This is a genomic window from Citrobacter sp. Cf118, from assembly GCF_030334095.1.
GTDB lineage: Bacteria > Pseudomonadota > Gammaproteobacteria > Enterobacterales > Enterobacteriaceae > Citrobacter > Citrobacter freundii.
On sequence record NZ_JAOWES010000085.1, the window covers coordinates 174307 to 199122 of the forward strand.

The 24816-nt window shown below is 47.8% G+C and carries 19 protein-coding genes, 4 pseudogenes and 1 other annotated feature; of the genes and pseudogenes, 11 read left to right on the forward strand and 12 right to left on the reverse strand.

Translation table 11 applies throughout. The annotated features are described in order from the left end of the window. Together OGX67_RS14040 and OGX67_RS14045 are read right to left on the reverse strand one after the other, a co-directional pair. A pseudogene (locus OGX67_RS14040) lies at positions 1–228 on the reverse strand (transposase domain-containing protein); the annotation flags it as partial. Between the two features lie 46 nt (positions 229–274). Next, positions 275–1515 (reverse strand): IS3 family transposase gene (locus OGX67_RS14045; protein WP_162838707.1). Its coding sequence is split into 2 segments (ribosomal slippage): positions 275–1200 and positions 1200–1515, totalling 1242 coding nucleotides; the frame shifts between segments, so codons are not numbered across the junction. Next, positions 1091–1207 (reverse strand) — a sequence feature (AL1L pseudoknot). Its footprint overlaps the gene before it by 117 nt. Positions 1516–1565: 50 nt before the next feature. On the opposite strand from OGX67_RS14045, the pseudogene OGX67_RS14050 reads away from it, so the two are divergent. The 5 genes and pseudogenes from OGX67_RS14050 to OGX67_RS14070 all read left to right on the forward strand — a co-directional run. Beyond that, a pseudogene (locus OGX67_RS14050) lies at positions 1566–2021 on the forward strand (IS66 family transposase); the annotation flags it as partial. Between the two features lie 267 nt (positions 2022–2288). Then, positions 2289–3832, forward strand: a pseudogene (gene istA, locus OGX67_RS14055) (IS21 family transposase). 13 nt (positions 3833–3845) lie between these two features. Next, a complete protein-coding gene (gene istB / locus OGX67_RS14060; protein ID WP_269150626.1) occupies positions 3846–4586 on the forward strand; it encodes an IS21-like element helper ATPase IstB in 741 nt (246 codons plus the stop codon). Positions 4587–5012: 426 nt separating this feature from the next. Next, complete coding sequence (locus tag OGX67_RS14065) at positions 5013–5225, forward strand: YdgH/BhsA/McbA family protein (protein ID WP_016154425.1); 213 nt, start codon at positions 5013–5015, stop codon at positions 5223–5225. Positions 5226–5550: 325 nt separating this feature from the next. Beyond that, entirely contained in the window at positions 5551–5724 is a 174-nt protein-coding gene (locus OGX67_RS14070) for a hypothetical protein (protein WP_016154426.1), read from the forward strand. 172 nt (positions 5725–5896) lie between these two features. On the opposite strand, the gene OGX67_RS14075 is transcribed toward OGX67_RS14070, so the two are convergent. Next, a complete protein-coding gene (locus OGX67_RS14075) occupies positions 5897–6253 on the reverse strand; it encodes an IS4/Tn5 family transposase DNA-binding protein (RefSeq protein ID WP_016154428.1) in 357 nt (118 codons plus the stop codon). Positions 6254–6635: 382 nt separating this feature from the next. Between OGX67_RS14075 and OGX67_RS14080 the strand changes: the two genes are divergently transcribed. Both OGX67_RS14080 and def read left to right on the forward strand, forming a co-directional pair. Beyond that, positions 6636–8003 carry an OprD family outer membrane porin gene (locus OGX67_RS14080; RefSeq protein ID WP_016154429.1) on the forward strand — a complete coding sequence of 456 codons (1368 nt, stop codon included), beginning with the start codon at positions 6636–6638 and terminating at the stop codon, positions 8001–8003. 176 nt (positions 8004–8179) lie between these two features. Continuing rightward, positions 8180–8632: a peptide deformylase gene (gene def, locus OGX67_RS14085; protein ID WP_016154430.1), complete on the forward strand. Its 453-nt coding sequence runs from the start codon at positions 8180–8182 to the stop codon at positions 8630–8632. On the opposite strand, the pseudogene OGX67_RS14090 reads toward def, so the two are convergent. From OGX67_RS14090 to OGX67_RS14120, 7 genes and pseudogenes are all read right to left on the reverse strand, one after another. Next, a pseudogene (locus OGX67_RS14090) lies at positions 8621–9355 on the reverse strand (IS5 family transposase). The gene def and the pseudogene OGX67_RS14090 overlap by 12 nt on opposite strands. Before the next feature lie 322 nt (positions 9356–9677). Further along, on the reverse strand, positions 9678–13118 hold the full coding sequence (locus OGX67_RS14095) for a molybdopterin-dependent oxidoreductase (protein WP_023302365.1): 3441 nt from the start codon (positions 13116–13118) through the stop codon (positions 9678–9680). Positions 13119–13267: 149 nt separating this feature from the next. Next, the gene (gene cueR, locus OGX67_RS14100) at positions 13268–13702 is read right to left on the reverse strand and encodes a Cu(I)-responsive transcriptional regulator (RefSeq protein ID WP_023336667.1); all 435 of its coding nucleotides are present in this window, start codon (positions 13700–13702) and stop codon (positions 13268–13270) included. A gap of 219 nt (positions 13703–13921) precedes the next feature. Beyond that, on the reverse strand, positions 13922–14869 hold the full coding sequence (gene lpxC / locus OGX67_RS14105; protein WP_023302364.1) for a UDP-3-O-acyl-N-acetylglucosamine deacetylase: 948 nt from the start codon (positions 14867–14869) through the stop codon (positions 13922–13924). Positions 14870–15181: 312 nt separating this feature from the next. Further along, complete coding sequence (locus OGX67_RS14110) at positions 15182–15451, reverse strand: hypothetical protein (RefSeq protein ID WP_223175622.1); 270 nt, start codon at positions 15449–15451, stop codon at positions 15182–15184. After that, complete coding sequence (locus OGX67_RS14115) at positions 15435–15839, reverse strand: helix-turn-helix domain-containing protein (protein ID WP_071532327.1); 405 nt, start codon at positions 15837–15839, stop codon at positions 15435–15437. The genes OGX67_RS14110 and OGX67_RS14115 overlap by 17 nt, the downstream gene beginning before the upstream one ends. Positions 15840–15931: 92 nt before the next feature. Then, on the reverse strand, positions 15932–18427 hold the full coding sequence (locus OGX67_RS14120) for a heavy metal translocating P-type ATPase (protein ID WP_016154432.1): 2496 nt from the start codon (positions 18425–18427) through the stop codon (positions 15932–15934). 81 nt (positions 18428–18508) lie between these two features. Between OGX67_RS14120 and OGX67_RS14125 the strand changes: the two genes are divergently transcribed. After that, positions 18509–18961 (forward strand): Cd(II)/Pb(II)-responsive transcriptional regulator, encoded by a 453-nt coding sequence (locus OGX67_RS14125; protein WP_009654812.1) that lies wholly within the window; start codon positions 18509–18511, stop codon positions 18959–18961. 89 nt (positions 18962–19050) lie between these two features. Here OGX67_RS14125 and cueR (OGX67_RS14130) read toward each other — a convergent pair whose 3' ends face one another. Next, positions 19051–19515, reverse strand: coding sequence for a Cu(I)-responsive transcriptional regulator (gene cueR / locus OGX67_RS14130; RefSeq protein ID WP_016154433.1), 465 nt, complete (start codon positions 19513–19515; stop codon positions 19051–19053). Positions 19516–19528: 13 nt separating this feature from the next. Beyond that, positions 19529–22024, reverse strand: coding sequence for a heavy metal translocating P-type ATPase (locus OGX67_RS14135; RefSeq protein ID WP_009654818.1), 2496 nt, complete (start codon positions 22022–22024; stop codon positions 19529–19531). Positions 22025–22209: 185 nt separating this feature from the next. Here OGX67_RS14135 and OGX67_RS14140 point away from each other — a divergent pair, with 185 nt between their 5' ends. From OGX67_RS14140 to OGX67_RS14150, 3 genes are all read left to right on the forward strand, one after another. Then, entirely contained in the window at positions 22210–23220 is a 1011-nt protein-coding gene (locus tag OGX67_RS14140; RefSeq protein WP_032950072.1) for a cation diffusion facilitator family transporter, read from the forward strand. 120 nt (positions 23221–23340) lie between these two features. Beyond that, positions 23341–23592 (forward strand): ArsR/SmtB family transcription factor, encoded by a 252-nt coding sequence (locus tag OGX67_RS14145; protein ID WP_502873745.1) that lies wholly within the window; start codon positions 23341–23343, stop codon positions 23590–23592. A gap of 68 nt (positions 23593–23660) precedes the next feature. Further along, a protein-coding gene (locus tag OGX67_RS14150; RefSeq protein ID WP_286525769.1) for an IS3-like element ISSen4 family transposase occupies positions 23661–24787 on the forward strand; the annotation gives its coding sequence in 2 pieces (ribosomal slippage) (positions 23661–23925 and positions 23925–24787; 1128 coding nt in all). The last annotated feature ends 29 nt before the right edge of the window (positions 24788–24816 follow it).

The window sequence follows — 24816 nt, forward strand, 5'->3', positions numbered from 1 at the left end:
TTAGTTTACAGAGAGGGTGACGTTCCAGGGCAGCAGTTCTTTCACGCGGTTGGCGGGCCAGGTGTTGATGACGCTGATCACATGGCGCAGCCAGGCTTCCGGCTCGATGCCGTTAAGTTTGCAGCTACCGATCAGGCTGTACATCACTGCCGCACTGTCACCACCACCATCAGAGCCGAAGAACATGTAGTTACGGCGCCCCAGCGCAACCACCCGGAGGGCGTTTTCATACTGAACCGCCCCGGTTTTCCTGGAGAGAGTTAAGTTCGGAAGTTCAGGCTGCCAGAACCTTGTTCCCGATGGAAGCGTAATACGCTTTTTCTGCCTCTATCGGAGGGATGTGACCAAGTCGTTCCAGCAACCGACGATTGTTGTACCAGTCCCCCCATGCCAGCGTAGCCAGTTCCACTTCTGAGCGCTTCTTCCAGGCCTGACGGTGGATGACCTCCGCTTTGTACAGACCGTTGATACTCTCCGCCATCGCGTTATCATACGAGTCACCGGTACTCCCCGTGGAAGCCAGCAGCTCTGCATCCTGCAACCGCTGCGTGTAGGCCAGCGAGACATACTGAGAGCCTTTGTCGCTGTGATGGATGGTGCCCGAAGGTCGCCGTGACCACAGTGCCTGTTCCAGCGCATCCAGGACGAACGACGTTTCCATCGATGATGAGACCCGCCAGCCCACGATGACGCCAGCGAACACGTCGATAATGAACGCCACATAGGCGAAGCCCTGCCAGGTGATGACGTAGGTAAAATCTGCACACCAAAGCTGGTTGGGACATTCCGCTACGAACTGGCGGTTTACCCTGTCCTGTGCTGCGGTATCTCTGCGACTGGTTGTGGTGCGGACTTTTTTGCCCTGGAGCACGCCTGCGAGCCCCATCAGTTTCATCAACCGTACCACTGTACATCTGGCCACGCCGATGCCCTCCCGCTGTAACTGACGCCAGACCTTGCGGGCTCCATAGACGCCATAGTTATCGTCGTACACCCGCTGTATCTGCACCTTCAGAAGCGCATCACGCTGCGAGCGCAGGCTGTGTTTTTCCGGCGATTGCTGACGTTGCTGATGCCAGTAATATGTCGACGGGGCAATATCCAGCTCGCGGCATACCGGCCCGACCCCGTGGGCACCACTCAGACGTTCGAGCAGTGGCATTATTTTTTCCAGTGGCGGTCGAGCTCCGCCTGAGCAAAATAGGCTGATGCCTGACGCAGAATATCATTGCTGCGACGCAACTCCCGGTTTTCCCTCTCCAGCTCTTTTAAACGTTGACGTTCGTTACTGGTCAGCTCGCCATCACCAGTCCTGACGGGGCTGATACCACCGCGTAAGTCATTTCTGTGCTGGCGTAGCCAGCCTTTCAGGGTATCGTAATGACAACCAATTTTTGACGATATGGCACGGATAGCATCCGGTTCAGAGTCATATTCATCAAGATGCTCAATGAGCATTCTGACAGCGCGCTCACGTAATTCCGGCGGGTAACGATTAGCTGATTTTGATTTCATCAGGGATCTCCTTTTACTGAGAGTTTAGTCTCCAGGATTCCCGGGGCGGTTCAATCGAAGAAGCAATACGGGGCCTCCCTGCAACTGAGCGGCTGGCAGCCAGGCAGTCCCGAAGTAAGCCGCTGCTGATATCCCTGCATGACTGGTTAGTGGAGAAAAGCGCCACTCTGTCGAAAAAATCCCGTCTGGGCGAAGCGTTCGCTTATGCCCTGAACCAGTGGGATGCGCTGTGCTACTACTGTGATGATGGCCTGGCAGAGCCTGATAACAACACAGCCGAACGAGCCCTTCGTGCCGTCTGTCTTGGGAAAAAGAATTTTATCTTCTTCGGCAGCGACCACGGCGGTGAGCGCGGAGCCCTGCTGTATGGTCTTATCGGAACATGCAGGCTCAATGGTATCGATCCGGAGGCCTACCTTCGCCATATCCTGAGCGTACTGCCGGAATGGCCCAGCAACAAAGTGGCGGAACTGCTGCCATGGAACGTGGTTCTTACCGATAAATAACCGTCAATACGGCGCTCGTTTAACGCTTACACATTCCGGCGGTGATCGCGTTGCGTATTCTGGCGGAACGTGAACGCTATTTCTGGTTTTGCGTGAACGCGTATTCCGGCGGAAAATACCCCGATTTTGCACCATGACCAGAATCACTGTTCATTTTGCCAGAATCGGTGTTCACCCGACCGGAATTGCCGTTCACGTTGCCAGAATCATTCTTAACGCATTGATTTTTGATGCTATATCTATCCCTTTTATTCCAGGGTGTGATATATGCCAAACAAGAGAATCGCAATGCATAAAATCCATGAAATTTTAAGGCTGCGTTTTGAAGTCGGCCTGTCCTTCCGCCAGATAAGCCAGTGCGCAGATGTCAGCACGGGTGCCATCCAGAAAATGCTCAAACGACTTGAAGCCGCTGGGATCTCCTGGCCACTTCCGGAAGGAATGTCAGAGCCCCTACTTGCCAGTCTGCTTTATCCTGAGTCTGACAGTCGTCCTGGCGCGCTGGAGGATCCCGACTGGGCTGAAATCCATATGGAGCTGCGTAAAAAGGCGTCACCCGCCACCTGCTGTGGGAGGAATACTGCCAGAGGATGCCGGTTCGGGCGTACAGCTACTCGCAGTTCTGCTGCCGCTACCAGACCTGGTGCCAGTCACAGAAACGCTCCATGCGCCAGCAGCATCTTGCCGGTGAAAAATGCTTTATCGACTATTGTGGACCCACAGTGTCGGTTATCTCACCTGAGACGGGTGAATGCCGGCAGGCCCAGATCTTCGTGGCGGTGCTGGGCGCATCAAACTACACCTTCGCGGAGGCTACCTATACGCAGTCGCTGTCAGACTGGCTTCTCAGCCACGTCAGGATGCTGGAGTTCTTCGGTGGAGTCCCCGAAATCCTGGTTCCGGATAACCTGAAAAGCGGGGTTAGCAAAGCCAGTCGTTACGATCCCGAACTGAATCCCTCCTATCAGCAGCTGGCTGAGCATTATCAGGTTGCGGTGATACCTGCCCGCCCCAGAAAACCCAGAGACAAGCCGAAGGCGGAAGTTGGCGTTCAGATCGTCGAACGCTGGATCCTGGCCCGGCTCCGTCACCAGGTCTTCTTCTCGCTTGCTGAGCTGAACCACTGTATCCGTACGCTGGTAACCGGGCTCAACGAACGTCCCTTCAAAAAACTGCCGGGCAATCGCCGTGAGGCCTTCGAAAGGCTGGACAAAACTGTGCTCAGGCCATTACCGGTGCAGCAGTGGCGCTACCGGCACATCAAAAAAGCGAAGGTGAATATCGATTATCACGTGGAATATGAACAGCATCACTACTCAGTCCCCCATCAGCACGTCGGTAAAACGGTGGAGCTTCATGCCTTCGACAACCTGCTTGAAGTCTGGTCTGACGGGCAGATGATCGCCAGTCACCCGCGGCGTCTTCATCCGGGCAACAGTACGGCAGCAGAACATATGCCGGAGCGCCATCGTCATCATCAGCAGTGGACGCCAGAGCGGCTGAAAAGCTGGGCGGCCGGTGTGGGCTCCGACACCTTCACGTGGGTCAGCGAGCGTCTGGCTGAAAAAGCGCATCCGGAACAGGCCTATCGCCTGTGTCTGGGGCTGCTGAGCCTGACGCGTGAATATCCTTCTGAGCGCGTCAATAACAGCTGTCGGCTGGCCAATGCAGAGGGGTTAACCCGGCTGAAGCAGATAAAGTCGATCCTGAAGAATAACCGCGACCTGGTTCCGGCGGACAAAGATCTGCACCCGTCCCGGGAGCTTCCTCAGGAACATGAAAACATCCGTGGCCCACGCCACTTCCACTGAAACAAGGGATCCGATAATGCCACATACGCTGATGAAACAGCTGACAGAAATGAAACTGACGGGAATGGCGGCCGCGCTGTCCTCACAGATGGAGCAACCCGGCACTTACGAAGAGCTCTCCTTCAGGGAAAGACTGGCGTTGCTGGTCACGCGCGAATCACTCGAAAGGGATCAGCGTAAACAGAAACGTCTGCTACAAAAAGCCCGCCTGAGGCTTGAAGCCTCGGTCCAGGACATCGACTACCAGCCAGCGAGAAACCTGGAACGTTCTCGGATCGCTCAGCTAAGCCAGAACGAATGGGTGGTCAGGGGGCAGAACCTGCTGATAACCGGCCCCTGCGGTTGCGGCAAAACCTATGTGGGCTGCGCCCTTGGCAACAACGCCTGCCAGCAGGGTTACAGCGTACAGTACTGGAGACTGAACCGGTTGCTGGTTGAACTGACGCACAGCCGCGCAGACGGTAGTTACCGAAAGCAGCTGGCTCAGCTGTCAAAAACGCAGCTGCTTATCCTGGATGACTGGGGCCTTGAGCCGTTGCTGCCAGCGCAGCGTAACGATCTGCTGGAACTGATGGATGACAGATACGGAAAGAACGCCACGGTGATGATAAGCCAGCTGCCAACGGATGAGTGGTATGGCTGCGTTGGCGATAACACGCTGGCAGACGCGATCCTTGATCGTCTGATGCATAACTCCCACCGGCTGGAAATGAAGGGTGAGTCGATGAGAAAACGACTGGCACAGGTTGACTGAAAGTGAACGGTCGGTGTAATAAAAAGAAGTTAGGGCGCGTTAGGGAATAACGCGTTCACGTTCCTCCGGAATAACCGTTCAACTTCGCCAGAATACGCACGCGTACTTAATCAGTAGCCGTAACATCATAAACCCTCACTAATCCTGTAAGTTAACTTGCCCTGCACCGACCTATCTCCCCAGCGCAATCCCGGTTTCGCGGTGTCTGTTACGGCCGTATTTTCTCATTTCTCGTCAGCCACAGTGAGGCTCTTTCAAGAGCTGGGTTGTATGAAAACGACAAAAACACAGCCGACAATAATTTACAAAATAACTTGTTGACCCTGTATTTACTACAGGGTTTTTAATACACATCAACAGGTGAGACGGCGATGACGCCGGTATCACCAGATGACCAGATGACCAGATAACCCAAGGAATATGACCATGAAAAACATCAAACTGCTTGCTGCTGCCGGTATGCTCTCCGTAGTTTCTTTCTCCGGCTTCGCCCAGTCCGTCAGCGTTACTGCTGACACCCTGAACAACGCGGAAGCGAAAATTGCCGCTATCGCCCAGGAATCCGGTGCTTCGTCCTACCGCATCACCAGTGCAGACCAGAAAAACGTTGCCCGCGTGACTGCAGTACTTGATAAGTAATCCGGGACGGTATTACCCTGAACCTGAGCAGTAAACGCGTGAGATGGTCGCAGAGGGAACTGCCGGACTGACTGCCACTATAGTGGGGGTCACCTCCGGTTCCGCCGGCGACCTCACATGCGGACACACCCTCCAGGACAACCCTATCCCTGTTGTCCGTTTTCCTTGATGACTGTTTTAGTCAGGTTACCCCCAGGTAGCCTTTTTTTTTGTCCTTATCCCACCAGAAAAAACAGCGTAAGGGTGTTGACCCTGTATGAACCACAGGGTTTTTAATACACATTAACAGGTGAAACGGCGATATCTGATGAAGAGGAATATACAGATGAAAAAATTTAGCGTGACTGCAGTACTGATTCTGACTGGCATGCTCTCATCCGGAGCTATGGCAACCTCGTTCCTGCCGGAAACTTGCTCGGATATGGACATCTCTGTCCGGACAGACTATGTCAACCATGAAGACGTGAGCCACGTCTTTGACTGTCAGCCAGTGATCTGATGTAAAAAAACGGTCGGATTAATTTTCCTTTTAAGTGCGTTAGTGCCTTTGAATTTTTTTCGGGTCCAGAACTTCACCGCGGTCAGACCCAGCGGGAGCCCTGATGTCGTCACTGCCAGGCTCGAATGCATCAGGATCCCACAATTGACACCTGCATCATTCCCCATCTTGATTAGGTGTGATTGCCTGCAAATCCTACTGCATCAGGGTTATCCCGGTGGTAGCCAAATGTTGTGGTGTCCTGAAGCAGTAGAATCTTCTCACCTTGCAGCGCATATATCCTTTGACTGGTAGCCTCGGAATGTCCCTGCAGCAGGTGCTGCTCATCAATCCTGTCACTGGAAAGGAACCGGTAAGCGGCTTTTGTTGCTGCATTATCCTGGCAGGCAAAAGGGAGGCTGTTGCCCATCCCCCGCCAGAGTTTTTGCATGAGACTTTTAAAACGACTGGCACGGCGGCGATCGCTAAAGACAGAAGAATTAATTTCCTCATCGAGCCATGAAAGCGAAGTCTGTTCCTGATTAATCATTCAACCATCCCTGAAAGTAATTTAGCTGATTATCATAATGATTACCTTAATATAATTGTGGGTAGTTGCAAGTCTCGCTGGACGCTTACAATTAACCCAATTCGCTTGATACATCAGATTGATTCCCTCCCTGAAAACAGTGCCGGTCTAAACGGAAGTCTCCTGTCTTACAACCAGCAGAAACACGGTGCATAGGGCCAATCCATGGTATAAGCAGTCAGTCTGAAAAAAAAAGTCTTGACCCTGTAGCCACTTCATGGTTTTTGATATGAACTGGATTCGTACTTAGTGCAGCGGTAAACAAATACCTCATTATTTTCTGCCATTTTCCCTTCGTGTTACCGCGTATATTGATATCAGGCAAGCTAAAGGAATTACCTGAATGAGAATAGTTACACTCGTAATATCTGCTGTAGCTTTGATGCCGGGAGTTACAGTCCCTAATGCGATAGCCGGTTTTATTGAAGACAGTAAGGCCAATCTCACACTCCGCAATTTCTATATTAATACAGATAATCGCAGTGGGGACGGGTTCAGTAAACAGGAAGAATGGGGACAGGGGTTCATCCTCAATTACGATTCAGGTTATACTGAAGGGCCAGTGGGATTCGGACTGAGCACTCTGGGGCTACTGGGCATCAGACTTGACGGAGGAGGTAAAGCAGGCTCACCGGCGTCAGGTCGGCAACCCGGTACAGTATTTCCGCTAGACAATGATGGCAGAGCGGTTCATCAGTTCGGTAGCCTGGGGGTTACCGGCAGGGCAAAAATATCTGATACGGAACTCCGTTATGGAACGCTTCAGCCCAAAAATCCCGTCGTTATATACAACGATGCCCGCCTTTTGCCCATGACATATCAGGGAGGACAAATATCATCAACAGATATCGACGATCTGAGTCTGACCGGCGGCGTTCTCACACATACAAAAGGACGTAACTCCACAGATATGCGCGGAATGTCCATTGCCGGAGCCAATGGAAGTGGTCCCACTTCACGGAGCAGTAATCGTTTTTATTTCGCCGGTGGTGACTATACTCTTATGAAAGACATGACTCTCTCATACTATTACGGTGAGCTGGATAATTTTTACAGACAAAACTATATCGGACTGGCACATAACCTGAAAATCGTTTCCGGGAACCTGAAATCAGATATTCGTATATTCATCAGCGATGCAGACGGAAAGAACGGAAGTGCTGCAGGACGGAGTGCCGGATATGTAAGTACTGGTTATTACGGAAATAATCGCACAAAGGGAGAAGTGGACAACAATGTTTATAGCGGTCAGTTGACATGGTCTTCTGGAGGTCACAGTGTGAGCAGTGGTTATCAGTGGCTGACGGGGAAAAGTGACTTTCCATATCTGAATCGTGGTGATGGAGAAGGAACAAGCACCTGGTTAATTACTGATGCACAATTGCTAAAATTCAGCAGGGCGGGGGAGCGAACCTGGCTGGCACGGTACGCCTATAATTTTGCTGATGCAGGGCTCAAAGGGCTGAATCTAAGTATCCTCTATCTGAACGCCGATAATATTGATACCGGGAATGGGCGAAAGGGGGAATGGGAACGGGATATTGCCCTGAGTTATACTATCCCCGAGGGAATACTTAACGGACTTGGCATCTCCGTAAAAAATGCCACAATGCGCAGCGCTCTGCCTGACACAAGTAGAAAAGGCTCTGCTGGACAGCGTGACCAGGATGAAACCCGGGTTACAGTCAGTTATACCCTTCCTCTTCTCTGATATAGTGTTTCCGGTCTGTTGTGCTGTTGAGCAGGACAGACCGGAATGACGTTCGCAGGCAGCAGAAGATTTATATCTGGCTGTCAGTCCGGTAGTTATTTCTGTCCCGGTTCTCCACTCAGGTCCGACTTAAAACATATCGTTTTTACTGCCATTTAAATAAAGAGTAGCCTTGCATGTCATTATTATCAGTTTTAAAGTATCCGGATCCCAAATTGAAGATCATTGCAATGCCCGTCGAACATATTTCACCGATAACCCGGCAATTTATTAAGGATATGATTACCACTATGTACGGTACATCCAGTGTAGGTTTAACAGCAACCCAGGTTGGTGTTCACCAAAGGATTGCTGTAATTGATGTCCCTGAATCGCTGGTGCAACCAATAGTATTAATTAATCCGGTAATTGCTGAGAGTAAGGAAGAAAAAAATATCACTGAGGAAAAATGTCTTTCTATACCAGGAACCAGTCGTTTTGTATACCGTGCAGAGAAAATAAATGTCACCGCTCTTGATGCTTTTGGGAATACAATAAATTTTAGTGCAAGTGGTACTCTCTCGATCTGTATACAGCATATGATAGACCATATGAACGGGATTCTATTAACTAAGAGCCTATCTCAATAGGACTTTATTCCAGACGATAAGACCACAGGCAAAATGCAACATAGCCTCGTAATTTTCGGCCTTCTTTTTCCATCGGGTCAGAACCCGGCGAAAGCGATTCATCCAGCTATGAGTCCTCTCAACGCCCCAGAGAGGGGCTTTGAAGTCCCTGTTTTTACTGGCGTCAGACTCCTCTTTACGGGACTGAATATGTGGCTCGTAACGGCGACTCTGCAGATACGTTTTCAGCCATCCAGCTTCGTAACCTTTGTCCAGACAGAGCCTGAGTTTCCCCCCGGATGCCCCGCCTGAAGGGCATCGAGCGTATCCGCAACCAATTTGATGTCGTGCGTGTTCGCTGCTGCGACGACCAGCGACAGAGGAAGCCCCCTGGCGTCCGTCAGCAGGCTGCGCTTTACACCTTGTTTCCCTTTGTCCTTAGGATTGCGACCTGTTTTTTGTTCCTGACAGCGGCGATTTGGTCATACAACCGTCCATCGACAACCAGGACCAGTCAATGCTGTCCAGATGCTCGCAGGCAAGCAAACCGTTCTGCCAGAAGCGCTCAAAAATGCCTGAATCGTGCCACTCCTTAAAGCGCCGGTGTGCAGAACTCGATGAACATATCCCGGTGGCGTTCAGACAACCAGTCCTGAGGAAGAAGAATATGGCATCCATGGCAGCGCGGTTATCAACGCGTTTCCTGTATGTATCGAGTGGATGGCTGGTTTTGTGCTCAGGGATACCCGGTCATTTTTTTAGGCTCGATGCAGAAAAACAATGAAGTTTCAATTTTATCATTGCAAGCCTTTCATTCACTAAAACTCCTCGGCCAATCCGAAACTGGTGACTGTAGTAATTTCTTACAGGCTAAGACTTGCAGTAACTTGAAGGTAAGGGGGAGGATGATAAAAATTCATGAAGATCGCACTGAAATAATTCATTAAATCGGTTATTGAGTTGGATTGGCGCAAAATAATTAAAAATGTCTTTAAAACATAGCGTTATCCATTGAATAACATCAGACCACTAAAATGGCCTGATGTAAAGGATGCTAATACCTATCTCAGGCATCAATAGTGATATCACCGGCAGGAATGCACTGGCATGTCAAACATGCACCCTCATCAGAGGGTTCCACACCATTCAGATGCTGCACGTTCCCGGCAATCACCTTAGTTGAACAGCTTTCACATTGTCCAACACGACAACCACTAGGCATTTTAATCCCAAGTTTTTCTCCAAAATTCAGCAGAGTACCTTTATCCGTGGTCCAGATCTCTTCTCTTCCTGATTTTGCAAAAATTACTTTATGACGTAATGAGGGATCATTATTTATTTTTGTCGGAGAACGAAATATCTCGTAGAAAATAGCAAATGCAGGTACACCTCTCTCCTGAAGCCCTCGGGATATCGCATCCATCATAGGCTGCGGACCACACATGTAATAACGAGCATTATTCTCAATAAGATATGCCTCGACATCTCCCGCACCAACATAACCAGCTCTATCATAATCCAATCCTGGAATATCACAGTCGAGGGGCTGGTTGTAGATATTAATTACTTTAAGCCTGTCAATAGACGCATTTAGCTCCGCAATTCTTTTCTTAAACGCATGTAGCCTACTATTTTGATTAGCATAGAAAAGCCAGATTTCCGGACCTTCCGCTTGGGGGTTAATAGACTCCAGATAGGAAATGAATGGAGTAATTCCAATACCGCCAGCAAATATTACGACAGGCTGGACGGCATTGAGCGGGACAATGAAATTCCCCCCAGGAGGCGTAAGTTCAACATCCTTGCCTATCTGCAAATGCGTGTTTATGTAGGATGACATTATTCCTTCTACATATTCACCTTTCTCATCAGTCGCTTTCTGATGACGGACAGAAATGGAATAGGTTTTACGGTCATGAACAAACGCAGGGCCTGTCAGCGAATACGCCCGGGTAACGATCTCTTCAGAATCGCTCATCGGACAACAGCTAACAGTGATATGCTGGCCCGGTTCATAATCAGGTAAGTAGCCTTCACTATTCGATTGGAAGGTAACTGTCGTAACATTATCTGCTTCTTTTTTCAGTTCAATGACTTTGAATGTTTTACGACCTTCCCAGGGGCGTCTTATCAGCTCAAAATCATTCAAGCGGCGAATGCGGCAGCGGAATGAACGCAAAGGTAAAGCACCGCTGACTGGATCATAGCTATCACCGCTGATTAAGCTATTGTAATTGCTACTGTACTCACCTTTAACCGGGTATGAAGGTTTGCCAAAATCAGGACAAGCCTGCCACCACCCAAACTCAGCAATTACAGTTTCATGAGAGAGTTTGGCTTCCACTTTTGCTCTAAATCGAGCAAGACCTGCTCTCGTTTCAATTTCTACCCAATCCCCCGTCTTGATACCTTCTTCGTCAGCCAGAGCTGCCGAAATGTCTACCGTTGGATAAGGTGCTTTTTTTCGTAGGCTAGTCAGGCTTCGATGTTGGCTATGACAGAAGAATCCGCTTTTAACGGATGTCAGCATTAGTGGATAATCAGGATCGTTGCGCTGGTATTCTTGCGGCTGTACATACTCAGGTAAAGGATTGTAACCATAGCGATGAAGGATCTCAGAGTAAAACTCTGCACGTTTTGTTTCTGTATTGAAACCTGCCAGATATCCACTATTTGGGTCTCTGAAAGCATATTTTCTGACTTTATGCTCAAGCGGGATATCGTAACCTTCTGGCTTATTTCTGAGCATCTCAACAGTCAAACCTAATGGTTCTAGTTGATAATTCCAGGCTGCCTCAATATTGCCGTCGAAGAACGCTTCATTCATTCCTAACCGGCATGCAAGATCGAAAACAATCTCAAGGTCGGAACGGCTTTCACCGCGCGGAGAGACCATTTTTTTTCTCAACTGAATGTGGTCCTGAGCAGCAGCACTACTTTCAAACCCGGTTCTTAGGCCTTCGCGCTCCCAGGCAGTGTTTACTGGCAGAAGGATATCAGCATACTTTGATGTAGGCGTTTCAAACAAATCTACATGGGCATAAAACTCAAGTGCCTCAAGCGCCTGTTGTCCGAGAGAAGTATCACTTTGTGAAAGTAATATGTTGGCACCAAAGCCAATTAACCCGCGAATTTTATAGGGTGTACCTTCTAATACTGAATGCCAGATATCCTGAGAATGAACCCAACCTTGTGAAGGCGGCCCGATAGGCCTTTCTTCAAGACCTAATGCTTTATCCCATTGTGATTTTGGCATCAGTGTCGGTGAATTAACCACATTCACCGGGTGGCTGGCATAGATTCGATTACATCCTTCCTGATCGAAACAACCGGTTAAAGCATACAGTGTCGCAATCGCACGTTCTGTTTGGGTGGCATTAGTGTGTTGTGCCACTCCAGACCAACTGTGGTAGGCGATTTTCTTGGCCCCGGCAATCAAACTCGCAGCGGCTTCAATTGATGCAACAGATACCCCGGTGATACGGCTTACGTTTTCTGGGTCATAATTAGCCAACATATCTTTAAAAGATGAAAACGCCGTTTGGCAGGAAATTTTTGCACCATCAGCTATTGCAACTTCAACATTACCCTCAAGTGCAGCTGTAGGCGTCAGCGTTTCTTCAGTTCGAGTCTCGGAATCGATAAATGTGACTTGCTGGTTGTGTTCGTCCCAAACTGTATAGCGATTACTGATGGCAAGTGGGTTAATATCTTTTTCCCGAAGAAAATAACCATTATCATTTCGAACCAACAAAGGACCATTAGTCCAGTTTCGAACAAACTCATGATTAAACAGGTTTCTTTCTACCAGGAGATGGCTTAACCCCAAAGCTAATGCACCGTCAGTTCCAGGATTGACATCAAGCCAGGCATTTGCTTCTTTCGCTAAAGGTGTCGGGCGAGGATCCACGACGATCAGTTTTGCACCGTTATTTCGACCAGTACCAATCGCACTAGCCTGGGCAAGCCAAGTATTCGCGGGGTTATGCCCCCAAAGAAGGATAAGATCGGCATGGGAATAGTCAGCAACAGGGATGCCGCAGCCAAAGGTCCATCGATGTGCAACGTCTTTATGCCAGTTACATATTTCAGTTCCATAGCTGGTGTTTGGGCTGCCATAGATACGAACAAATCGCTCTAACCATTCAATTGCATCGCTGAGGGGGGTACCGCTTGGGCTCGTAAAACCGAAAGCGACAGATTCAGCTCCGTTCTCTCGTTTAAATTTTTCCAGTTGTCCGGCTATCGTTGACATAGCCTCTTCCCAACTTATACGTTTCCAGCCCGGGTTCTCGGCACCTTTAGGATGGGTTCTCTTCATCGGGTACAGAATTCTATTTGCGCTGTCCACCAGCTCAGGTGCCGCTTTGCCCTTCATACACATGGCCTTACCATTAGGATGTTCAGGGTTGGCCCGTACCTTGATCAGGTGGTCATTTGCTACTTCATTCAACGTCCCGCAACGCGAACGGCAAAGTGTGCAATATCCGGGAATAATATCTGACATTGTAAACCTCACTACTAAAAACAGTTAATATATTTTAAAAACCACATTGCTTTCTTTTCACCCAAGAATTACTAACCCAATTAATGTTAATATCATCTTGTTTTGTGGGCGTAATTTCAGTTGAAATTACTGTCATATATGGGTAGCGGCTAAGTAATTTCAGGGCCAGAATCTGATTCCTGCAAACCGTTAACATCTGCAAGATACAGTGCACGCAAAATAGGGCATTCAGGCTTATCATCCCCTGCACAGCAATCAGAAAGCGTTGTAAGTATTGATGCCATACGCTGAAATTCTTGAATTTTTACAGTCAACTCGCGGATGTGTGACTCGACTAATTTTTTCACATCAGCGCTTTGGCGCGAATGGTTACCCCAAAGACAGAGAAGTTCTCCTGTTTGCGCCAGAGAGAAACCTAACTCCCGACATCGACGTATAAAATGCAATTTGTACACATCAATATCGCTGTACATCCGATACCCGGCTGCAGTTCTTGCAACTTCCGGTATTAATCCCGCCTCTTCGTAATAGCGGATCATTTTGGCGGAAACTCCGGATAACCGGGCAGCATCACCAATGTTCATCCTTACCTCCCAAAATGTATTCTGTTAATATCAGATCCAGTTTCAAATGACGTCGTTTCTGACACTCTTACCTTGCATACGTAGTGATACGGTTACCGTTTGGCTCATCAAGACTTAGTCGATATCCAGCCTAGACCTTCCCGTGGTGGTAAGGTCAAGAAAAAAATCATCAAGATAAGCTGTGTAAAAAACCAGATGTGACGAACATACTCATATCCCTTATGACCACATACTTAATGACTCAAAACACTCTTCTTTGGGTTTAGAAAGGATGGTTTCTCTAGTGGCATCATTTTTATATTCACCAACACTCACTAATTCCCATGATTCGACATCATTCAACAGTGCAAGCATCAACTTATTATTTAATGCATGCCCTGACTTATAAGCATGGTAGGCGCCAATAATATTATGGCCTGATACAAAGAGGTCTCCAATCGCATCCAGTGTTTTATGTCGCACAAGTTCGTTATTAAATCGCAGACCTTCCGGATTCAGAACGCTATATTCATCAAGCCCTATCGCATTGTTCAAACTTGCCCCTAACCCAAGACCTTTTTGTTGTAGAAGTTCTACATCACGAACAAATCCGAAAGTTCTGGCATCAGCAATCTCGCTAATATAGTTTTCTTTCGACACTTCAATATTTAATCTATTAGTCTCAGCAGAAATCAAGGGATGCTTAAAATCAATCATAAAATCGATCGAGAACTTTGAGTCTGGATGCAAAAGAGCCCATTTGTCGCCATCTTTTACGGAAACCGTTTTTTTTATCAGAAGATATTTTTTTAGCGCACACTGCTCTATCAAACCAGCGTGCATTATTGAGTCTATGAATCCTCTGGCACTCCCATCGAGAATGGGAAGTTCTGGAGCATCGAGCTCCACCAAGAGGTTATCAAGCCCCATGCTAGACACCGCAGAAAGGAAATGCTCGATTGTTGAAACTCGAACTCCCTGAGGGTTGATAATGCTTGTTGCCAGCATAGTGTCATGAATCTGATCGGCACGGAGCTGAATATCAACAACAGGAGTTACATCTGTTCTACGGAACCGTATGCCACTATCGGCACCAGCAGGCATGATTTTCATGTTAACGGTTTTACCGCTATGCAAGCCAATACCGTTTAATTCAACAATATTCTTGATAGTTTTTTGCTTGATCATGGAGACCTCTGTTTGCTCTAGCGACTAGGCAGAACGTCCGCAACAAGGTTCCATTGATGATTCCCCCTATTGCTCTGTTCATCGTCCTCGCTACTCTCGACTTGGTTCCATTAAAAACCATGAAGTTGATATAGGGTCAAGATTTTATACGATATACACATCAAGCATCTTGCATGAGTCGCACTGACTGACCCGGGTTAGTTACCATCATATTCTTTATGGTTGAGACCATACGGAAATCAGTGAATTAAAAATATTTATTCATCCAAAACACAAATGGTTTTAAGAAAGCCTAATGCCCTTCTTGTAAAATTATTCAAGATAGTCAAGTATGTTTTTTATATTGTCAATTAAGGCGACATGCAGGTCAGGGTCATCACATTCATCTGAATGGCAATAGGAAATATGTTGAAGTATAATTCTTTTTTTGAATTCACTAACTGTACACTCCAACTCATACACCGACCGTACGATATCAATACAAGGTTCATCATCGATTAAAAAATCCTGCATTTTATTATACTTATCAGTCAGATCTTCTATCATAGAAATTAATACGGGGTCATTAACTAACATTGGCATATCTCTCCTCATAATCTGAAAGTAAAGATGGACACAGCGCTGATAAATTCCAATTCCCTTGCTTGCGGTACCGACCGGGAGGAAGATGAAACTTGTTTTTAAAAGCTCTCGTGAAAGTTTGTTGCGAATTAAAACCATACTGAAGTGCAATGTCTAGGACTGTTCTGGAAGTCAATTTCAGATCAATCGCAGCACATGATAATCGACGAGCACGAACATATTCACCCAGCGCAACACCGGTCGTCTGTTTAAACAAACGTTGAAAATGCCATCGTGAATACCCAGACTTCTCAGCAATAAATTCTACTGGCAAGGTTGTATTCAATGAACTTTCAACCCACTGCAAAATATCTTTGACAACACTTTCAGAATATTTCCTGGTGTCCATTCTCTCCCCCCAAACCATATTCTATGAATATATTCAAACCAGAATACGGTCTCTGAGTCTGTCATCCATGAAGAACTCAGGGACCCAACTCTTTATTTTCGTAATAACCTCAGGCCATTTGCCACAACCAGAAGACTGGCACCAACATCAGCAAATACAGCCATCCACATAGTTCCCATTCCCATGAGCGTGAGTACAAGGAATACGGCTTTAATACCTAGAGCGAGGCTGATATTTTGCACGAGTAAGCTGTACGTTTGTCGGGATAATTTTACAAAGGCTGGGATTTTACGCAGGTCATCATCCATTAAGGCTACATCTGCAGTTTCAATCGCCGTATCAGTACCCATTGCGCCCATAGCAAAACCGATATCAGCTGCAGCCAGAGCCGGTGCATCATTGATACCATCACCAACCATCCCAGTGATTCCAATCCGTGAATGCTCTTCAACTGCACGATGTTTATCTTCTGGCAATTGATTCCCTCGAGCCTCATCGATTCCAACCTGAGATGCGATTGCTTTAGCTGTATGTGGGTTATCACCAGTCAGCATAATAGTTTTAACGCCAAGTTCATGAAGTTGTTCAATCGCTTCACGGCTGCTGTTTTTAACAGTATCAGCAACAGCGAACAACCCAAGCACTTGCTTACCATCATTGAGTAAAATAACTGTTTTACCCTGGCTTTCCAGCCTTTGTACTGTTGCTTTAATCTCTGATGGACAATTAAAGTGTTCTTCAGTCAAACGCAGGTTACCAAGGTAAAAATCCTTACCTGTAATCGCGCCATGCACACCTCGCCCAACAATCGCTTCAAAGCTGTCAACATCCTGCTTTTTCAAATCAGCAGAAGCATTCACAATTGCCAGTGAAACAGGGTGATCAGAGTAACTAGCGAGACTAGCTGCAGTAGTACGAACTTCACGCTCGCTCCACCCATTGAATACCATTACGTCGGTTTGTACTGGTTTCCCATAGGTAATAGTTCCTGTTTTATCCAGCGCAAGGGCTTTTAGCTTACGTCCCTGCTCAAGATAAACACCGCCTTTAATGAGAATCCCTTTGCGAGCAGCTGCAGTAAGTCCACTAACAATCGTTACTGGCGTAGAAATAACCAGGGCACATGGACACGCAATGACAAGCATAACTAAAGCTTTATAGATCCACTCCTGCCATGTTCCTGCCCCAAACAATGGTGGCAATACAGCAACCGCAACAGCAATACCCATAACGACGGGGGTATAAATCTGGGAAAAGCGGTCAACAAAACGTTGTGTAGCTGCTTTGGCGCCTTGCGCCTGCTCAACGGCATGAATGATGCGAGCAAGGGTTGTATTATTTGCAGCTGCAGTGACTTTATATTCAAAAGAGCCTGACTGATTTATTGTTCCAGCAAATACAGCATCGCCCGCAATTTTATCGACAGGCATACTTTCACCTGTAATTGGAGCTTGGTTAATGGTGGTTTGGCCTTTGACGATTTCTCCGTCGAGACCAATTCGTTCACCTGGTTTTACCCTGACAATACTGCCCGGTTGTACGCTACTGGCGTCAACTTCCTGCCATGTTCCATCAGCTTGTTGGACCATTGCAGTTTCAGGAGTCAGGTTCATCAGGGAACCTATTGCATTTCTGGCTCTATCAAGTGATTTGGCTTCTATCAGCTCGGCAATGGTGAATAACACCATAACCATCGCCGCTTCTGGCCACTGCCCAAGGACCAAAGCCCCAGTAACGGCAATACTCATTAGTGCATTGATATTCAAGTTGCCATTGCGAATCGAAATCCAACCTTTTTTGTAGGTTGTCAGACCACAAGAAAGCACTGCTATCAAAGCCAACCCAGCTTCTAGCCAGTCAGGCATATCAGCCCAGTGCATCACTTCGGCTGCAAGAGCAGCTACGCCAGCAAGAGCTAATGGCCACCAGGGCTTTTTTTTCTCCTGGGTATTTTTCTTGCCGCTAGTATTATCAGAGACTTCTGGCGCGAATCCCAACGAGCGAATTGCAGCCATGATAGCTTCAAGCGAATCCGGTGTATGGGTTACAGTCAAAACACGCTGCATCAGGTTGAAATCAAGCTCTTTAACAGCGCTCATTCCACCCAGTTTCTTTTTGATAAGATTTTCTTCAACAGGACAATCCATCTGCATAATGCGAATTTCTGTCCGTAATCCACCAGCCACAACCTGCGAGCCCCCTAGGCTACTCAATTGTTCTGGAGCAGCGGAGCAACAATCCCCCTCATGGCCGTGATCGTGGCCTTCATGAGAATGCTCTTGCGCGGCATGAGCATGGTTACATCCCTTATGATTATGCTCATCATGCGAATGCCCTTCGCCGCCATGGCTATGGGCATCATGATTATGGCCTTCATGGTTATGGCCTTCATGGTTATGACCTTCATGGGAATGATCATCACTGCATTTCTTGTGATTATGAGCCTGCTGATCATGTGCATGATCATTTGCTTTATGTGATTCACCAGTATTCTTAACCCGGAGTCCTGTCCCTAAATTGAACGTTTCACAGCAACTAGCCGCTTCGTCTCCTGCAGGGTTTTTGCTATTTTTTACACCACCACTCATTTTCATTGCCTCATCTGTTAACTATACTGACGATTAAAGACCCTAATCTAACTAGAGGGTCAAGCGCATAAGGGGGGAGGCATGAAAATTGGTGAATTGGCCCGTAAGGCGGATTGTCCGGTGGAAACTATTCGGTACTATGAGAAAGAAGGATTACTTCAGGCTCCATTAAGAGATATTGAAAATAACTATCGCCGTTACAACAATACTCATCTGGAAAAGTTATTATTTATCCGACGCTGCCGCTCTCTTGATATGACCCATGAGGAAATACGTGCATTGCTACTGGCAATGAATAATCACGGTAAAGACTGTGGCCCCATTGATGCAATAATCAGTGCCCATCTCACTCATGTTCAGCATCGTATTAAAGAATTAATAGCCCTGGAAATACAACTCAAAGAACTTAATAACTATTGCAGCTCAGACCGGAGCGTGGACGAATGCGGGATAGTACAGAAATTGACTGCTGATGAAGAGAATGGTGATCTTCCTTTAACCGTACCAACTGACCACTTGGGGGGTGTGCATTAGTGGTGTGCGCTTATAAGTTGATTAGACTGATGGCGTAACACAAGCCCATACAGCTTTGTGCTACGCCATCATGCCCTTAAAATAAGGGGTCAGGCTTTTTCCATTTCGTTACCACGAGAACGACGTTGCACTGCCCCTTCTCTCTTACCGGGATGGCTTTTAGCATCAGCGGTCATTAATGTCTGGAGTATTGGGCATTCAACTCGCTCATCCCCAGCACAGCTTTTGATCAGAGCTCTGAGTGTATCTGCCATTCGTCGCATATTTTCCATACGTCGCTCTAAATCATCCATATGCTCTTGTGCCAGACGTTTAACATCGGCGCTCTGGCGAGATTTGTCATTCCATAACTTGAGCAAATCGGCTATCTCTTCAAGAGAAAAACCAAGATCGCGCGCACTGCGGATAAAAATCAGACGATGGACATCATTGGGTGCATAATCACGGTAGCCCGCTTCGGTACGGCCAGTAGCAGGAATCAGACCAATTTGCTCGTAATAGCGAATCATCTTTGCGGAGATTCCTGATTCGTTCGATGCTTTACCAATGTTCATAGCTCCCCTTTTCTTAGTGCTCAGAGTCTTCTGCCAGCGGAGGCTGGAACCGACGCAAACGAAGTGCGTTGCCCAGGACAAATACACTGGATAGCGCCATCGCGCCTGCAGCAAAGATTGGTGAAAGCAGCAATCCATAGGCAGGGTACAGCAGGCCTGCTGCTACAGGGATCAATGCGGCATTATAACCAAACGCCCAAAAAAGATTTTGCCTGATGTTACCTATGGTTGCCTTAGACAATCCAATAGCATTAGGCACACCCTGTAGGTTGCCGGACATTAAGACAACATCAGCAGATTCCACCGCTATATCGGTACCTGTACCAATTGCAAGCCCAATATCTGCCACGGCTAAAGCTGGGGCATCATTAATGCCATCACCAACATAAGCGACCTTACCGTAAGACTCCTTCAACCGACGAACTGCTTCAACTTTCCCTTCTGGCAACACTTCGGCAACCACTTCATCAATACCAAGCTGTCTCGCAATCGCATTTGCTGTATTGGCATTGTCACCGGTAATCATTGCGACTTTGAGCCCCAGTTGGTGCAATGCATTTATGGCAATCGGCGTACTTGATTTAATAGGGTCAGCGACTGCGATAATGGCAGCCAGACGTCCATCAATAGCAACATAGAGTGGCGATTTTCCTTCGTTTCCAAGGCGTATCGCAGTCTTTGAAAAATACTCGATATCCAAGCCTAACTCACGCATAAATCGATCGGCCCCGACCTCTACGCGCTCTCCGTCTACGGTAGCCCTGACGCCCATCCCAGTAATTGAATCAAACTCAGTCAACGCTGGCAGCGATATCTCTTTTCCTAGAGCAGCTTCAACGATAGCGCGGGCAATAGGATGTTCCGAACGTGATTCAACAGCGGCAACTTTTGCTAATACTAAGTCAAGCTCAAACCCTTCGGCCAACTCCAGGTCTGTCATTACTGGGCGCCCTTCAGTCAAAGTACCTGTTTTGTCTACAGCGACAACCCTGGCATCTTTAAGCAACTGCAGAGCTTCTCCCTTACGGAACAAGATCCCCATTTCTGCACCACGCCCAGTACCTACCATGATAGAGGTTGGGGTAGCCAATCCCATTGCACATGGGCAGGCAATGATCAATACAGCCACGGCATTAACCAGTGCGAAAGACAGGGCCGGTGATGGCCCAAATGTTAACCAGGCAAGGAAAGTTAACAACGCTGCCAGCATCACCACAGGAACAAACCATAATGTCACCTTATCGACCACGGCTTGTATAGGTAGTTTAGAGCCCTGGGCTTGCTCTACCATTCTGATTATTTGTGACAACATCGTCTGGCCACCAACGGCTGTTGCACGCAACCTCAATGCTCCTTTCTGGTTAACAGTCCCGCCAACCATTAAGCTTCCGGGAACTTTCTCGACGGGGATAGGCTCCCCCGTTATCATCGATTCATCGACAAAACTTGTTCCTTCACTCACCTCACCATCAACAGGTATCCGCTCACCTGGTCGAACTTCGATAATGTCATCAAGGGCTACATCACTAATGGGAATATCGATGACAATGCCGTTACGCAGCACATGCGCCTCTTTGGCCTGCAATCCAACCAAACGCTTGATAGCCTCAGACGTTCGACCTTTAGCTCGCGCCTCCATAAATCGTCCTAAAAGAATAAGAGCGACGATTACCGCAGCAGCTTCGTAATACACATTGACGGTACCTTGAGGCAAAAGACCTGGAGCAAAGGTCGCAATCATTGAATAACCGAATGCAGCGAGAGTCCCGACGGAGACGAGAGAGTTCATGTCTGGGCCAAGTCTTAATAACGCGGGAATACCTTTCAGGTAAAAGCGCCGCCCCGGAATAGCCAACACCAGCAATGTTAATACAAACTGGAGATACCAGCTTTCCTGGAGCCCAATGGTATCCATTATCCATTGATGCATTCCCGGTATCACATGCGACCCCATTTCCAGAATAAATACTGGTAACGCAAGTACGGTCGCCAGAACTAAATCTTTCTTCAACGCAACCTTTTCAGCATCTTTTTTTTCTGCGGCACTATCATTATTCTGGCTTTGGTTATCAACCAGGCTGGCTTCATAACCGATTTTTTCGATAGCAGTTATGAGGTCATCAACTCCTGCGGTTCCACGTACAGTAGCTCTTTCAGTCGCTAAATTAACAGTGGCTTCTTTTACACCTTTAACCGCTCGGAGCGATTTTTCGACACGCCCTACGCATGATGCACATGTCATGCCCTGAACTGATAACTCTACAGAAGCTTGAGGAACCTCATAACCAACCTTTTCAACTGCTTCAACCAACGCCATACGATTAACGAATGCATTTAGGCGGATATCTGCACGCTCTGTTGCAAGGTTAACGCTTACGTTTTGTACGCCTTCAACCTTAGCCAGAGCGGCTTCAACTCGTCCAACGCAGCTTGCACAAGTCATTCCCTCAATGGGCAAGCTGACTTGAGTTTCACCATCATTAGAATGCTGTTTTTTTTGAATGCTCATGATGTATTTCTCATCGTTATGGTCAGATAAAGAACAACCTTAAGGCTTACCATCGTGGGAAGGTCAAGCGCATTATTTTGAACATGCCGATGCCGTGGAAGGAATGGATATAAAAACCCTTTACATGAACACATATTCATATGTTATATTGAAGGCATCATGTATAACCAACCGCTTGAGGCCCTATGTCACAATCACATGATCACGAGCATGACCATACTCCAGCAGTAACCAGTGCAAACGAGCGTAAAGTCCTTATCTCCTTCCTCATGATATTCACATTTATGGTGGTCGAAGCTGTTGGAGGGATACTTTCTGGCTCATTAGCATTGCTGGCAGATGCAGGCCACATGCTTACAGATGCAGTAGCTTTGGCGCTGGCTTATGCGGCATTCCGTTTTGGCCGTCGAGCTGCTGATAGCAAACGAACCTTTGGATATTTGCGATTTGAAGTCATCGCGGGATTCTTTAATGCCCTGACACTCTTCGCTATTGTGGCGTGGATTGCATATGAGGCATGGGAAAGGTTACAAGCTCCACCAATTATACTGGCAGGCCCAATGCTGATCGTTGCCATTGCAGGATTGTTGGTCAACATATTGGTATTATGGATCATGACCCGTGGTGAGACCGATCATGTTAATGTCAAAGGTGCTATTTTACATGTGATGGGTGATCTATTGGGTTCTGTTGGCGCTATTGTCGCCGCTATTGTCATTTACTACACGGGCTGGACACCGATTGACCCAATACTTTCCGTTCTTGTCGCAGCACTGGTTTTACGTAGTGCCTGGAAATTATTAGCAAAATCGCTGCACATCCTGTTAGAAGGAGCGCCTGAAGATGCCTCCCCAGACAAGGTGGAACAGAGACTAATCAGTTCTGTTAAGGGCTTAGCAGCCGTAAGTCATATTCATGTCTGGCAAATAACCTCAGGTCGGACGATGGCAACACTGGAAGTAAGAGCCAAGGAAGATGTGGACGTAAAAGACGTTGTGAAGCTTGTAAAACAAGAACTTTATGAGCAGTTCAAAATAGAACATGCAACTGTGGGAATCGACTGGAATTACGATCAAAACGATAATACATGCAGCCTTTCACCGACAAAACTGCGTAACGAACACGAACACGAACACGAACACGAACACGAACACGGAAAAAAGCATAACCATTCTAGTCCAGGCCACAAACATTAATCAGGCCTCTGGTGATGCACTATCAATTTAGGAGGGAGAATCATAATGTCCAGCACATCAGATTGCGGCAACATACAAGACTGTTCCGCGACAGATCATGTCGCGGAGCCAGATCTATCAATGCTCTCGCAAAACGACATTGGGCAACTTTCCGAGATTTTCCATCTACTGGGGGACCAGTCAAGACTACGAATCCTGCTTTACTGTATGCGTGGTTCGGTCTCTGTAGGCGACATTGCTGAGTCGCTCCAGTTATCACAATCTCTGGTCAGTCATCATCTGAGGTTGTTACGAAGTGCAAGGCTTGTTCGCGGAGAGAGAAAGGGTAAGTACATATTTTATAGCATAATGGATCACCATGTAAGTCATTGACCTGCTCCCCGTTGATTAGTACACCCCGATGTTAGTAATGTCTTCATAAGCCACATGAGGACATCCCCATGAAGAAGCGTTTTTCCGACGAACAGATCATCAGTATTCTCCGCGAAGCCGAAGCCGAAGCTGGGGTACCCGCCCGTGAACTCTGCCGCAAGCATGCCATTTCCGATGCCACGTTTTACACCTGGCGTAAGAAGTATGGCGGTATGGAGGTGCCTGAAGTTAAGCGCCTGAAGTCGCTTGAGGAAGAGAACACCAGACTCAAGAAGCTGCTTGCCGAAGCCATGCTGGATAAAGAGGCGCTTCAGGTGGCTCTTGGGCGAAAGTACTGACGACAGACCAGAAGCGGGAAGCCGTGATGTTGATGTGTGATGCGACCGGTCTGTCGCAACGTCGTGCCTGCAGGCTTACAGGTTTATCCCTGTCGACCTGCCGCTATGAGGCTCACCGTCCGGCTGCTGATGCGCATTTATCAGGGCGCATCACTGAGCTGGCACTGGAGCGCAGGCGTTTTGGCTACCGTCGTATTTGGCAGTTGCTGCGCCGTGAAGGGCTTCATGTTAATCATAAGCGCGTGTACCGGCTTTATCACCTCAGTGGCCTGGGCGTAAAACGCAGAAGACGTCGTAAAGGGCTGGCAACAGAACGTCTGCCGCTGCTCCGTCCGGCGGCGCCCAATCTGACCTGGTCGATGGATTTCGTCATGGACGCACTTTCCACCGGTCGCAGGATCAAGTGTCTTACCTGCGTCGATGATTTCACAAAGGAATGCCTGACGGTCACTGTTGCCTTTGGGATTTCAGGCGTTCAGGTCACGCGTATTCTGGACAGCATTGCACTGTTTCGAGGCTATCCGGCGACGATAAGAACTGACCAGGGGCCGGAGTTCACTTGCCGTGCACTGGATCAATGGGCCTTTGAGCATGGTGTTGAGTTGCGCTTAATCCAGCCGGGCAAGCCAACGCAGAACGGATTTATTGAGAGCTTTAACGGACGATTTCGCGATGAATGTTTGAATGAGCACTGGTTCAGCGATATCGTTCATGCCAGGAAAATTATTAATGACTGGCGGCAGGATTATAACGAATGCCGCCCGCACTCCACGCTGAATTATCAGACACCGTCTGAATTTGCAGCGGGCTGGAGAAAGGGTCATTCTGAGAATGAAGATTCCGACGTTACTAACTGAGTGTTGTATCTAATCGTGGGGGCAGGTCA

Bases quoted from the DNA above. Each gene is read 5' to 3' on its own strand.
- OGX67_RS14095 (WP_023302365.1), bottom strand. From the start codon at position 13,118: ATGTCAGATATTATTCCCGGATATTGCACACTTTGCCGTTCGCGTTGC.
- OGX67_RS14135 (WP_009654818.1), bottom strand. From the start codon at position 22,024: ATGAGCATTCAAAAAAAACAGCATTCTAATGATGGTGAAACTCAAGTC.
- OGX67_RS14080 (WP_016154429.1), top strand. From the start codon at position 6,636: ATGAGAATAGTTACACTCGTAATATCTGCTGTAGCTTTGATGCCGGGA.
- cueR (WP_016154433.1), bottom strand. From the start codon at position 19,515: ATGAACATTGGTAAAGCATCGAACGAATCAGGAATCTCCGCAAAGATG.
- lpxC (WP_023302364.1), bottom strand. From the start codon at position 14,869: ATGATCAAGCAAAAAACTATCAAGAATATTGTTGAATTAAACGGTATT.
- OGX67_RS14145 (WP_502873745.1), top strand. From the start codon at position 23,341: ATGCTCTCGCAAAACGACATTGGGCAACTTTCCGAGATTTTCCATCTA.
- OGX67_RS14115 (WP_071532327.1), bottom strand. From the start codon at position 15,839: ATGGACACCAGGAAATATTCTGAAAGTGTTGTCAAAGATATTTTGCAG.
- OGX67_RS14120 (WP_016154432.1), bottom strand. From the start codon at position 18,427: ATGAGTGGTGGTGTAAAAAATAGCAAAAACCCTGCAGGAGACGAAGCG.
- OGX67_RS14070 (WP_016154426.1), top strand. From the start codon at position 5,551: ATGAAAAAATTTAGCGTGACTGCAGTACTGATTCTGACTGGCATGCTC.
- OGX67_RS14125 (WP_009654812.1), top strand. From the start codon at position 18,509: ATGAAAATTGGTGAATTGGCCCGTAAGGCGGATTGTCCGGTGGAAACT.
- OGX67_RS14110 (WP_223175622.1), bottom strand. From the start codon at position 15,451: ATGCCAATGTTAGTTAATGACCCCGTATTAATTTCTATGATAGAAGAT.
- cueR (WP_023336667.1), bottom strand. From the start codon at position 13,702: ATGAACATTGGTGATGCTGCCCGGTTATCCGGAGTTTCCGCCAAAATG.
- OGX67_RS14075 (WP_016154428.1), bottom strand. From the start codon at position 6,253: ATGATTAATCAGGAACAGACTTCGCTTTCATGGCTCGATGAGGAAATT.
- OGX67_RS14140 (WP_032950072.1), top strand. From the start codon at position 22,210: ATGTCACAATCACATGATCACGAGCATGACCATACTCCAGCAGTAACC.
- OGX67_RS14065 (WP_016154425.1), top strand. From the start codon at position 5,013: ATGAAAAACATCAAACTGCTTGCTGCTGCCGGTATGCTCTCCGTAGTT.
- def (WP_016154430.1), top strand. From the start codon at position 8,180: ATGTCATTATTATCAGTTTTAAAGTATCCGGATCCCAAATTGAAGATC.